Here is an 11,435-nt window from a genome sequence, read left to right on the forward strand (position 1 = left end):
GGCCTGGGACGACGAGGGATCGCTACGTCGACGGCGTCGGGACGGTCAGCCCGCGAGGCTGAGCGCAGCCGCCGGGGCGATCGAGGCGGCGCCGAGCGCGACGGCGTCGCGGCCCAGGGCCGACGGCCGGACACGGACGGCAGCGCCCGAGACCGGGGGCTCGCGCCGGACGCCCGCCTCGATCCCGTCGGCCAGGAGGTCCCACGCCGCCGCGACGCCGCCGCCCACCACGACGTCCGTGACGTCGAGCAGGCTCGCGACCAGCACCGCAGCCCGGCCCACGGCGTCCGCGGCCGCGGCGAACGCCCCGCGGGCGTGCGGGTCCCCGGCGCGCGCCAGGTCGGCGACCTCCCGGGCACCGGCCACCGTCACCCCCGCGGTCCTCCCGTAGGAGCGGGCGACGGCGCGCCCCGAGGCGAGGGTCTCGAGGTGGCCACGCCCGCCGCAGGTGCACGACAGGTCGCCGAACCCCGCGACGTGGCCGATCTCCCCGGCCGCACCCGTCGGGCCGCGGTACAGGCCGCCGGAGAGCACGAACGCCCCTCCGACGCCGGTGCCCAGCATGATCGCGAGGACGTCGTCCAGCCCGCGGGCGGCCCCGAGCCGGGCCTCGCCGAGGGCGAAGGCGTTCACGTCGTTCTCGACGCGCACCGGCACGCCGAGGGCCGCCCCGAGCTCGGCGGCGAGCGGGAACCCCGCCCAGTCGCGGAACGAGTCCGACGCGGCGACCACGGTGCCGGAGGCGGCGTCGACCACCCCGGCCGCCCCCACGCCCGCGCCGACCAGCCGGGTGCCGGGTGCCGCGGCCAGCGCGGAGCGCACGAGCCCCGCGGCCGCCGCGGCCATCGCGGCCCCGCCGTCCCGGACAGGGGTGGCGGCGTGCTCGCGGGCGACGACGCGCTCGCCGTCGAGCAGGACGACGGACGTGCCCGTGCCGCCGATGTCGAGGCCGGCGACGACGTCCCGCCCGCCGCCCCCCGGCGTGCCGTGGTCCCCGCCCACTCAGCGGCCCCCGAGGCCGGCGGTGGCGATGCCCTTGACCAGGTGCTTCTGGAGGGCGATGACGATGATCGTCGTCGGGACCATCGAGATGATCGACGCCGCCATCTGCAGGTCCCACCGGGTCCCGTTCTGGCCCGAGAACGTCGCCAGCCCGATGGGCAGCGTGCCGTGCGCCTGGTAGTCGACCACGGTGATCAGCGGCCACAGGTAGCTGTTCCAGAACGCCATGAAGGTGAACACGGCGAGCACGGCGACGGCCGACGTGGCCAGCGGCAGGATGATCCGCCAGAACGTGCGGAACGGGCCCGCGCCGTCGACGCGGGCGGCCTCGTCCAGCTCGAACGGGATGCCCCGGAAGAACTGGCGCATGAGGAACGTGCCGAACGCCGTGAAGGCGAAGGGGAAGATCAGCGACTGGTACGAGTCCACCCAGCCGAACCACTGCATGACGATGAACATCGGCACCACCAGGACCTCCTGGGGCACCATCAGCGTCACGAGGAAGAGGACGAAGACGACGTCGCGCCCCTTCCAGCGCAGCCGCCCGAACGCGTAGCCGGCGGTCGTCGAGACGGCGAGCACCACGAGCGTGCCGGCCACGGCCACGAAGAACGAGTTCCCGATGTAGGTGGCGAACGGGCCGTAGGCGAAGACGTCGGCGAAGTTGCTCCACCGCACCTCGGAGCCCACGAGCCGCGGCGGCATCGAGAAGATCTCGTTGTTCGGCTTGAGCGCGGAGAAGAAGGCGTAGACCAGCGGGAGCGCGAAGAGCGCGGCGGCCAGGACGACGCCGACGTGCGCGAGGACGAGGCGGAACCGGCCCGTGCCGGAGCCCGCCCGCGGCCGTGGTCCGCCGGCGACGGGTGCGGGGGCCGCCGTCAGGGGCGGCGCCGTGAGGACGTCGGTGCGGTCAGTGCTCATAGTGCACCCACCTCTTCTGCGCCCGGAACTGGAACGCGGTCAGCCCGATGATGAGCACGAACAGGACCCAGGCCGCGGCCGCTGCGAGGCCGAGGTCCTGGAACTTGAAGCCCTGGTTGTAGATGAACTGCACCAGGGGGAGGGTCGAGTTGCCGGGCCCGCCGCCGGTGAGCAGCTGGGGCTGGGCGAAGACCTGGAGCGCCGTGATGACGGTCATCACCGTGGCGAAGAAGATCGACGGCGAGAGCATCGGCAGCACGACGCTGCGCAGCATGCGCCAGCCCTGCGCGCCGTCGATCCGCGCCGCCTCGACGACGGGCGCCGGCAGCTGCTCCAGCGCGGCCGAGAAGATGAGCATGTTGTAGCCCATGCCCTGCCACACCGACATGACGACGACCATGACCATGGCCCAGTTCTCGTCGGCGAGGAAGTTGGGCAGCTCCAGGCCGAACACGGACACGGAGATGCCGTTGAACAGGCCCTGCGGCTGCAGCAGCATCTTCCACACGAGCGCATTCGCCACGATCGGCGTGACGACGGGGATGAAGAACAGCACGCGGAACGCGCCCCGGCCGCGGATGCGGGGGCCGAGGGCGAGCGCGAGGGACAGCGCCACCACGAGGTTGAGCGGCACGTAGAGCAGGGCGAAGACGGCGGAGTTGCGCAGCGCCGGCCAGAAGTCGGGGTTCTGGGTGAACAGGGCGACGTAGTTGCCGAGCCCGGCGAAGCTGCGCTCGCCGAACGCCGGCCAGTGGAACAGGCTCATGACGATCGAGAGCCCGACGGGGACGATGGTGAACAGGGCGAGGCCCACCAGGGCCGGGCTCATGAAGCCCAGCGCCTGGCGGGACTCGACCCGGCTCAGCCGGGAGCGGCTCGCGCGCCGCGTCCCGGCCGTGCTGGTCGTGGTCATCGGTGGGAGGCCCCTCTCGTGCGGCTCACTGGCCGAACTGCTGCTGGGTCTGGTCGAGGACGTCCGTCATCTCGGCCTGGCCGTTGTAGACGCTCACGAGGTTGGGCTGCAGCGCCGTGTTGACCTGGTCCCAGTTCTTCGTCGAGCGCTGGCCCTCGACGTCGGCGAACGCGGCGTCGAACGCCGCCTTCACGTCGTCGCGCACGGACTCGTCGAGGGACTCGAAGTACAGCGGCTGGGACTCGGCGCGCGCGGGGTAGCTGCGGCCGGAGGTCGCCATCGCGTCCTGGGCGTCCTTGCCGACGAGCGACCCGAGCACCTTCAGCGCGGTCTCCTTGTCCTCGCACCCCTTGGCGATGCCGTAGCCGGAGCCCAGGACGAGGCTGGTGGAGCCGTTCTCGCCGGTCGGGAGGTCGACCATCCCGGCCTCGAACCCGGCGTCGTTGCCCAGGTAGGTCACCGCGTTCCAGGTGCCGTCCACGGCCATCGCGGCGTTGCCGCCCGAGTACTGGTTCTCGCCCCAGCCGGTGTCGGACGCCGACGCCGCGGGCAGCGCGACCTTCTGGTCGGTGACCAGACCGGAGTACCACTGCGACGCGGCCACGAAGTCCGGGTCGGTGAGGGCGAGCGCGCCGCTCTCGTCCACCGGCTGCTTGCCGGACTGCGCGATCGGCAGCGCCATCCACTGGAACTCGCCCAGCCCGACGGCGAAGCCGGCGTTGGCGTCCGTCGTCGCGCCCTTCGCCGTGGCCTCGAAGTCGTCGAACGACCAGCCGATCGCCGGCTCCGGGGCGCCCGCCGCCTCGATGAGGTCCTTGTTGTAGTAGACGAGCATCGTCGCGACGTCGTAGGGCACGCCGAGGAGCTTCCCGTCGTACGTCATGATGTCGAGCGCGCCGGGGGCGAAGTCGTCCTTGCTGAGCCCAGCCGTCTCGAGGTCGGCGTCCGTGAGGGGCTCGAAGGCGTCGGCGTAGGTGGACAGCCGCTGGCCGTTCATCGACGTGATGCAGGCCAGGTTGCCCGACGACATGTTGGTCGTGAGCTTCGTGAAGTAGTCGTTCCAGGGCGCCGTCTGGAGCCGGACGTCGACGTCGGGGTTCTCCTTCTTGACGATCTCGAGAGTCTCGTTGAGCGCGTCCGTGTCGGACTGGCTGCCGGACCACATGTCCCAGACGATCGTGCCGTCGTCGGAGCCGCCGGAGCCGGAGCCGGAGCTGCACGCCGCGAGGCCGAGGGTCGCGAGGACCGCGGTGCCGGCGAGGAGGGGGGTGCGCATGCGCATGGAAGTTCCTCTCTGGTGGGTGCTGTGCGGTGCGGGGGCGGGGCGTCGGTGCCTCGCGTCCCGGAAAGCTGGGTGGGCGTCTTCTCCTCGTCGAGATCCGTGCGGCGCCGCGCGGGCGCCGGGTGGGTCGACCGAGGGCGGAAGGCTTCGTTCGGTCGAGCGTGGCCCCATCACACCACACGAATCAAAGTTTGCGAACTTAGTTCGGTAAACTCGTCCAAGATTCGAGTCGATCCCGCCATCGGCTGGTCCAGACGCCGTTCGTGAGCCACGATGGGCGTGTCAACTTTGTTCGATCGCGAAGGAACCTCGATGGTCGTCGACCCCGCTCCCACCCAGGCAGCCGCCGACGCGCCCGTGACGTCGCAGATCGTCGCGCTCGTGTCGGCCGGCGTCGCGACGTCGCGCGCCGACCTCGCGCGCGAGCTGGGGGTGGCCCCGTCCACGGTCTCCGCCCGCGTCACCGAGCTCATCGACGCCGGCGTGCTCGACGAGGGCGGCGCGGGGGAGTCGCGGGGCGGCCGCCGCCCGCGGCTGCTCCGCCTGAGGCCGGAGGGCGGCCACGTGCTCGCCGCGGACCTCGGGGGCACGCACGCGCGCCTCGCGGTCATGAGCCTCACGGGCCGCCTCGAGGCGGTTCGCGAGGTGCCCGTCGAGATCGCCGCCGGGCCGGAGGCCGCGCTCGCCGCCGTCCTCGCCGAGGGCGCCGACCTGGCCCAGCCGTTCGCGCCGACCTCCGTGCTGCGGGGGCTCGCGGTGGGGCTCCCCGGCCCCGTGGACGTCGAGACGGGCCGCGTCGAGTCGCCGGCGCGCATGCCCGGCTGGAACGGCTTCCCCGTGCGCGAGTGGCTGGCGGAGCGCGCCGAGGTGCCGGTGCTCGTGGACAACGACGTCAACCTCATGGCGCTGGGCGAGCACTTCTCCTACCCGCGGCGGGTCCAGCACTCCGTGACCGTGAAGGCGGGCTCCGGGATCGGCAGCGGCCTCATCGCCTCCGGCCGGCTCCACCGCGGGGCCACCGGGGCGGCGGGGGACATCACGCACTCCCGGGTGAGCGCCGCCGGCGAGATCCCGTGCTCGTGCGGCAAGCTCGGCTGCCTCGAGACGATCGCCTCCGGCGCGGCGATCGTGCGGCAGCTGCGCGCCCGGGGCGTGGACGTCAGCACGACGGCCGACGTCGTGCGCCGCGCGGGCGACGCCGAGCCGGACGCCACCACGCTGGTGCGCGAGGCCGGCCGGCACCTCGGCGAGGTGCTGTGCACGGTCGTGAACTTCGTGAACCCCGACGCGGTGTTCCTCGGGGGCGCGCTCTCCACGCTCGAGCCCTTCGTGGCCAGCGTGCGCTCGCAGCTCTACGAGGGCTGCCACCCGCTGGTGACCAAAAACCTCGTCATCACGCGGGCGACGACCGGCCCGGAGGCGGGCGTCATCGGCGCCGGCCGGCTGGTCGTGCAGCACGTCCTCGCCGACCCCGGCGCCTACCTGTTGCGGGGCTGACCGCGGGCCCTCGCGAGGGCCCGCGGCGTGTCACCGGCGCACGCGCAGCACGGCGACGTGCGCGTCGCGGAGCCCGTCCGGCACGACGACGTCCCGCACGGCGTCGTCCGGGGTGCCGGCGAGCTCGGCGGGTGCGCCGCCGAGCCATGCGACGTCGACGGCCCCGGCGAGCTCGGGGGCCAGGGCGACCCGCCCCCGGGCGGGCTCCAGGACGTGCACGAACACGTCGTCGCCGCGGGTCGTGTACGCGACCGGGCTGCGCCGCGGGTCCGGGCGGCCGGTCACCGGGTCGGACGGCACGTCGCCGCTGCGCAGCCACGGCCGGGTGCCGTAGACCGCGTCGCCGTGGGCGCCCAGCCAGCGCCCGAGGGCGGCCAGGCGGTCGCGCTGCAGGTCGGGGATCGACCCGTCGGCGCGCGGCCCGACGTTGAGCAGCAGGTTGCCGTTCTTGCTCACGACGTCGACGAGCAGGTGGATCAGCTCGCGCTCGCCGATGGTGTGCTCGGGCCCTTCGGCCTCGTTGTAACCGAACGACCAGCCGAGGCCCCGGGTCGCCTCCCACGGGTGCGCCAGCGTCTCCGGCACGTGCGAGTACTCCCGGGTCCAGAACCCGTGGAACGGCACGCCCCAGCGGTCGTTCACGACGCCGTCCGGCACGGCCTCGAGGTACTCGCGCAGCAGCGCGGCGAGGCCGTGCGGCGCCGTCGTCTTGCCGGCGTCGGGCCAGTCGATGTCGTTCCAGAGCACGTCGGGGGAGAAGCGCTCGACGAGCTCGCGCAGCTGCGCCGCGGCGTACCGGGCGAAGGTGTCGTCGTTGCGGCGCAGGCGGAACAGGTCCGTCGACGACTCGATCGGCGGGTACTCGCTGGTGTGCCAGTCGAGGGCGCCGGAGTAGTACAGGCCGAGGCGGGCCCCGGCGTCGCGGGTCGCGCGGGCGATCTCCGCGACCAGGTCGCGGCCCGGGCCGCGGCGCACGGCGTTGAACGGCGTGGTCCCCGTGCCCCACAGGCAGAACCCGTCGTGGTGCTTGGTGGTCGGCACGACGTACCGGCCGCCGGCCGCGACGAGGTCGCCCACCAGCGCGTCGGCGTCGAACCCGGACACGTCCCAGAGGTCGGCAAGGTCCTCGTACGACGTGCCCACCCCGTACCGCTCCTCGTGCCGGCGGCGCGTGGGGCTGCCGTCGATGCGCACCGTGTTGGCGTACCACTCGGCGTACTGGTGGTGGGCGTACGCGTCCTCGTCGGGCACCGCGCCCTCGGCGTGCGGGGTGCCCCACGCGGGCACGGAGTACACGCCCCAGTGGACGAAGAAGCCCAGCTTGGCGTCGCGGTACCACTCGGGCACGACGGCGTCGGGATAGGCGGGGGCGTCGGCGCCCAGGTCGGGCCCGGTGCGCTCCTCGAAGTTCAGCACGGTCGGCTCCTCGGTGGTGGGTCGGCGTCAGCCGCGGCGCTCGGGCTCGCCGCGGCGGCGCAGCACGGGACGCAGGTCGGGGTCGGGCATGTCCGGGTCGAAGGGGAACATCGGGCGCTCGATCCGATGGTGTCCCAGGCGCAGCAGGTCCTGGTCCACGCCGCCGGGCGTGAGCGCGAGGCGCCAGTCGGCGGCCAGGTCGTAGAGCTCGGGCTCGAGGTAGCCGATCTTCACGACGACGACGTCCGCCCGGTGGGGGTCGAGGCCCAGGCGGGTGAAGTCGTGCACGTGGTGGTACGGCTTGCGGCGCTCGGTGACGATCGCGTGCACCCCGCCGCGGCGCAGCACGACCACGGTGCCCGCGTCGGCGTCGCCCGGCGTGATCGAGACGACCTCGCCGTCGAGCCGGACCGGGCCCCGGGCGCGCCCGTCGACCCGCCCGCCGACCTCGACGTCGACGCGCCCGCCGACCCCCGCGCGCACGGCGGCTGCGACCGCCGCGGGGTCGAACACCGACGCGTGGATCACCGTGGGGCCGTCCGGCGTGGCGAACCGTGCGTCGTCCAGCAGTTCTCCGAGCGACCAGGAGACGTCGCCGGCACCGCCCGCCGTGGGGTTGTCGCCGGAGTCGGAGACGACGAACGGGCGCGGCGCGGCGTCGGGCCGTGCGAGCGCGAGGTCGAGGCACTCGCCGAACGTGCCCGTGGGCGCGACGAACTCGAAGCCGTCCCGCGCGGCCCAGAACGCCTCGGCGAGCGTGCGGGCCTCGGCGGCCGCGAGGGCCGGGTCGTCGCCCGTGACGACGACGGCGGCCTGGCAGCGCGGCTCGTCCGCCCAGGCGTAGCCGATCCAGATCGCGGCGTCGAGCACGCCGTCCTTCGCCTCGACCGCCGGCAGCCGGTCGTAGAGGCTCAGGGCGGGCTCAAGGCGGGTGCTCGTCTTCTCGCCGGGCAGCAGCACGGGGACCTGCACCCACGCCTGCCAGGGCCGGCGGGCCGCCGGGTCGGCGCCGTGCGGGCCCCGCAGCCGCTCGAGCAGGTGGTGCACGGCGCGCTCGCGGGTGTTCGCCTCGTCCTCGTGGGGAGCCATCCGGTAGCAGGTGATCAGGTCCACCGCGCGCGACAGCGTGGCGGAGACGTTGCCGTGCAGGTCCATCGACGCGGACACCAGGGTGTCCGGGCCGAGCGCGTCGCGGACGGCGGTGGCCAGGTCGCCCTCGGCGTCGGTGGCGCCGACCACGCTCATCGCGCCGTGGATGTCGAGGTAGAGGCCGTCGAGCGGGCCGTGCGCCGCGACCTCCGCACGGATCCGCTCGACGATCTCGTCGCGCATCGCGGCGTAGACCTCGGGGTCGACGGCCCCGCCGGGCAGGGACCGGCCGTGCAGGAAGGGCAGCCACCGGGCGGCGGCACCGCGCTCCGTCCCGGCCGCGAGGAACGGGTAGCGGGCGCGCAGCTCGTCGCCGCGGCGGAGGGTGAACGCCTCCCACCCGCTCACGTGCGGGGAGAACGTCGAGGACTCGATGGAGATGCCCGCGATGCCGATGCGGGGGCGGGCGAGGCCGCCCGGCGCGAGCGGGCTGAGCGGGGGCGACCAGACGGCGGAGGCGAGAGGCGGCACGGCGGTGTGGGCTCCTGTCGGCGGGAGTGATTGGATGTATCGACGACGCCGTCGAGACTAGTACCGAGGAACGAACTCGGGATACGCCGATCTCTCCGACGTCGTCGCACAGATACGTCCGATGATTATGACCGCTTGGGGGGCAGGGTCAATCCGGCGGGCAGGGTGCGGTCCAGCACGTCCCGCAGGGCGCGGGTCCGCTCGGCCCGCGCGGCGCCGGTCATGCGCTCGACGGGCGCGGTGATGCTGACCGCCGCGACCGGCCGGTCGGCGCGCAGCAGCGCCACGGCGACGCACGCGATGCCGGGCTCGTTCTCCTCGGTCTCGGTGGCGTACCCGCGCTCCCGGGCCGCGTCGAGGGCCGCCCGGAGCGGGGCGTCGGGCTCCCCGTCCCCGTCGGGCGCGGCGGCCAGGAGCGCCCGGCCCAGCGCCGTCGTCGCCACGGGGATGCGCCGCCCGACGGCGGACCACACGCGCAGCGGACGCCGCGGCTCCACCTTGTCGAGGTAGACGACCTCCCGGCCCGCGAGGGTGCCGAGGTGCACGAGCTCGTCGACCTCGTCGCGCAGCGCCTCCAGCGCAGGGCGCAGCAGGCCGGGCAGGTTGTCCTCGGCGAGGTAGGCCGCGCCGAGGGACAGCACCGCCGCCCCCAGGGTGTAGGCGCCGTCGGGCCGCTGGTCGGCGTAGCCGCGATGGCGCAGCGCCGCCAGCGTGCGGTGCAGCGTCGACTTGTTGGCGCCCACCTCGGCGGCGAGGTCGGCCAGGGGCAGGCCGCCCGCCCCCGCGCGCGCGAGCGCGTCCAGCGTGAGGAGCGCCTTGTCGACGCTTCCCAGGGGGCTCGGCGGCTCGGTCATGGCTGTCCTTCCCCGGGGCGACCCCGTCGGTTATGGTGTTCCGTAGTGAACAACTTGCGTTCACCATAGCGAAACGGAGCCAGGATGTCTTGCCCCTCGACCCCGGCCGGCGACGTCGTCGCCGCGCTCGGCGCCCACCGCCTCGTGCCCGTCGTCGTGGTCGACGGCGCCGACGAGGGAGCCCGCCTCGCCGACGCGCTCGTCGCCGGCGGCCTCCCCGTCGCCGAGATCACCCTGCGCACCGCCGGCGGCATCGACGCGATCCGCGCCGTCGCGCGGACCCAGCCCGACGTCGTCGTGGGCGCGGGCACCGTGACGACGGCCGACCAGGTCGACGCGGTCGTCGACGCCGGGGCGCGCTACATCGTGTCGCCCGGGCTGTCGGCCGCCGTCGTGCGCCGCGCCCAGGAGCACGGCGTGCCGATCCTGCCGGGCGTCGCCACGCCCAGCGAGATCATGGCCGCGCTCGACCTCGGCATCGACGTCGTCAAGCTCTTCCCCGCGTCCGTGGTCGGTGGCCCGGCCGCCATCAAGGCGTTCTCGGCGCCGTTCCCCGGCCTGCGCTTCGTGCCGACGGGCGGGGTGAGCGCCGCCAACCTCGGCGACTACCTCGGCCTCGACCCCGTGCTCGCCGTCGGCGGGTCGTGGATGGTCGAGAAGTCCCTCGTCACGGCCGGCGACTGGGCCGAGATCACCCGGCGCACCGCCGAGGCCGTCGCCCTCGCCGCCGCCGTCTGAGCCCGCCGCCGAGCCTGCAAGGAGCACCGACACCATGACGAACCCCTCGATCACCACCCGTCCCGCCGCCGAGTGCCGCTACGACGTCGTCGCGCTCGGCGAGGTCATGCTGCGCCTCGACCCGGGCGACCGCCGCGTGCGCACCACCCGCTCGTTCGACGTCTGGGAGGGCGGCGGCGAGTACAACGTGGCGCGCGGCCTGCGCCGCGCGTTCGGCCTGCGCGGCGCGATCGTCACCGCGCTCGCGGACAACGAGGTCGGCCGCCTCGTCGAGGACTTCATGCTCACCGGCGGCCTCGACACCTCCTGGGTGCAGTGGCGCGAGTACGACGGCATCGGCCGCAGCGTGCGCAACGGCCTCAACTTCACCGAGCGCGGCTTCGGCGTGCGCGGCGCGGTGGGCGTGAGCGACCGCGGCAACACCGCGATCGCGCAGATGAAGCCCGAGGACGTGGACTGGGACGCCCTGTTCGGCTCCGGCGTGCGCTGGCTGCACACCGGCGGCATCTTCGCCGCGCTGTCCGAGTCCGCCGCCGACGTCGCCGAGGCGGCCATGACCGCGGCCAAGAAGCACGGCACGATCGTGTCCTACGACCTCAACTACCGCCCGTCCCTGTGGAAGGGCATCGGCGGCGTCGAGCGGGCGCGCGAGGTCAACCGCCGCCTCGCGCACCACGTCGACGTGATGATCGGCAACGAGGAGGACTTCACCGCCTCGCTCGGCTTCGAGGTGGAGGGCGTGGACGAGAACCTCACCGACCTCGACACCGGCGCCTTCCGCGCGATGATCGGCACCGCCGCCGAGGCGTACCCGAACTTCCAGGTCATCGCGACGACGCTGCGCGGCGTGAAGTCCGCCTCCGTCAACGACTGGGGCGCCATCGCCTGGTCGCGGGCCGAGGGCTTCGTCGAGGCCACGCACCGCGCGGACCTGGAGATCTTCGACCGCGTGGGCGGCGGCGACTCCTTCGCCTCCGGCCTGGCCTACGGGCTCATGGAGCTCGACTCGCTCCAGCAGGCGGTCGAGTACGGCGCCGCGCACGGCGCGCTCGCCATGACCACGCCCGGCGACACGACGACGGCGACGCTCGCCGAGGTCGCCAAGCTGGCCGGCGGCGGCAGCGCCCGCGTCCAGCGCTGACCCGCCCCAATGCATCGAGCGTGCTGACTTGCTCCTCAAACCGGCCGTTTG

At 74.0% G+C, this 11,435-nt stretch carries 10 protein-coding genes; 3 read left to right on the plus strand and 7 right to left on the minus strand.

Translation table 11 applies throughout. The features are described from left to right. Nucleotides 1-45: 45 nt before the first annotated feature. From ACFUVW_RS15950 to ACFUVW_RS15965, 4 genes are read right to left on the minus strand one after another with little or no spacing between them, the layout of a single operon-like run. The gene (locus ACFUVW_RS15950) at nucleotides 46-1,002 is read right to left on the minus strand and encodes an ROK family protein (RefSeq protein ID WP_430572307.1); all 957 of its coding nucleotides are present in this window, start codon (nucleotides 1,000-1,002) and stop codon (nucleotides 46-48) included. Then, nucleotides 1,003-1,923 carry a carbohydrate ABC transporter permease gene (locus tag ACFUVW_RS15955; protein WP_430572308.1) on the minus strand — a complete coding sequence of 307 codons (921 nt, stop codon included), beginning with the start codon at nucleotides 1,921-1,923 and terminating at the stop codon, nucleotides 1,003-1,005. Beyond that, nucleotides 1,913-2,836, minus strand: coding sequence for a carbohydrate ABC transporter permease (locus ACFUVW_RS15960; RefSeq protein WP_430572309.1), 924 nt, complete (start codon nucleotides 2,834-2,836; stop codon nucleotides 1,913-1,915). Before ACFUVW_RS15960 ends, ACFUVW_RS15955 begins: the two co-directional genes overlap by 11 nt. A 25-nt stretch (nucleotides 2,837-2,861) precedes the next feature. Further along, nucleotides 2,862-4,112, minus strand: coding sequence for an ABC transporter substrate-binding protein (locus ACFUVW_RS15965; protein ID WP_430572310.1), 1,251 nt, complete (start codon nucleotides 4,110-4,112; stop codon nucleotides 2,862-2,864). Nucleotides 4,113-4,430: 318 nt separating this feature from the next. Here ACFUVW_RS15965 and ACFUVW_RS15970 point away from each other — a divergent pair, with 318 nt between their 5' ends. Next, complete coding sequence (locus ACFUVW_RS15970; protein ID WP_430572311.1) at nucleotides 4,431-5,615, plus strand: ROK family protein; 1,185 nt, start codon at nucleotides 4,431-4,433, stop codon at nucleotides 5,613-5,615. 30 nt (nucleotides 5,616-5,645) lie between these two features. Here ACFUVW_RS15970 and ACFUVW_RS15975 read toward each other — a convergent pair whose 3' ends face one another. From ACFUVW_RS15975 to ACFUVW_RS15985, 3 genes are all read right to left on the minus strand, one after another. After that, nucleotides 5,646-7,031 carry an alpha-L-fucosidase gene (locus ACFUVW_RS15975; protein ID WP_430572312.1) on the minus strand — a complete coding sequence of 462 codons (1,386 nt, stop codon included), beginning with the start codon at nucleotides 7,029-7,031 and terminating at the stop codon, nucleotides 5,646-5,648. Nucleotides 7,032-7,058: 27 nt separating this feature from the next. Further along, a complete protein-coding gene (locus tag ACFUVW_RS15980; protein WP_430572315.1) occupies nucleotides 7,059-8,576 on the minus strand; it encodes a M81 family metallopeptidase in 1,518 nt (505 codons plus the stop codon). Nucleotides 8,577-8,776: 200 nt separating this feature from the next. Beyond that, on the minus strand, nucleotides 8,777-9,505 hold the full coding sequence (locus tag ACFUVW_RS15985; RefSeq protein ID WP_430572313.1) for an IclR family transcriptional regulator: 729 nt from the start codon (nucleotides 9,503-9,505) through the stop codon (nucleotides 8,777-8,779). An 84-nt stretch (nucleotides 9,506-9,589) separates the two neighbouring features. Between ACFUVW_RS15985 and eda the strand changes: the two genes are divergently transcribed. Both eda and ACFUVW_RS15995 read left to right on the plus strand, forming a co-directional pair. Continuing rightward, nucleotides 9,590-10,243 carry a bifunctional 4-hydroxy-2-oxoglutarate aldolase/2-dehydro-3-deoxy-phosphogluconate aldolase gene (gene eda / locus ACFUVW_RS15990; protein WP_430572314.1) on the plus strand — a complete coding sequence of 218 codons (654 nt, stop codon included), beginning with the start codon at nucleotides 9,590-9,592 and terminating at the stop codon, nucleotides 10,241-10,243. A gap of 34 nt (nucleotides 10,244-10,277) precedes the next feature. Further along, the gene (locus tag ACFUVW_RS15995; protein ID WP_430568068.1) at nucleotides 10,278-11,384 is read left to right on the plus strand and encodes a sugar kinase; all 1,107 of its coding nucleotides are present in this window, start codon (nucleotides 10,278-10,280) and stop codon (nucleotides 11,382-11,384) included. Nucleotides 11,385-11,435 lie beyond the last annotated feature (51 nt).

This window comes from Isoptericola sp. NPDC057391 (genome assembly GCF_042668085.1).
Lineage (GTDB): Bacteria > Actinomycetota > Actinomycetes > Actinomycetales > Cellulomonadaceae > Isoptericola.

Coding starts and splice junctions, on each gene's coding strand:
- ACFUVW_RS15970 (WP_430572311.1), top strand. CDS start 4,431: ATGGTCGTCGACCCCGCTCCCACCCAGGCAGCCGCCGACGCGCCCGTG.
- ACFUVW_RS15965 (WP_430572310.1), bottom strand. CDS start 4,112: ATGCGCACCCCCCTCCTCGCCGGCACCGCGGTCCTCGCGACCCTCGGC.
- ACFUVW_RS15955 (WP_430572308.1), bottom strand. CDS start 1,923: ATGAGCACTGACCGCACCGACGTCCTCACGGCGCCGCCCCTGACGGCG.
- eda (WP_430572314.1), top strand. CDS start 9,590: ATGTCTTGCCCCTCGACCCCGGCCGGCGACGTCGTCGCCGCGCTCGGC.
- ACFUVW_RS15995 (WP_430568068.1), top strand. CDS start 10,278: ATGACGAACCCCTCGATCACCACCCGTCCCGCCGCCGAGTGCCGCTAC.
- ACFUVW_RS15985 (WP_430572313.1), bottom strand. CDS start 9,505: ATGACCGAGCCGCCGAGCCCCCTGGGAAGCGTCGACAAGGCGCTCCTC.
- ACFUVW_RS15960 (WP_430572309.1), bottom strand. CDS start 2,836: ATGACCACGACCAGCACGGCCGGGACGCGGCGCGCGAGCCGCTCCCGG.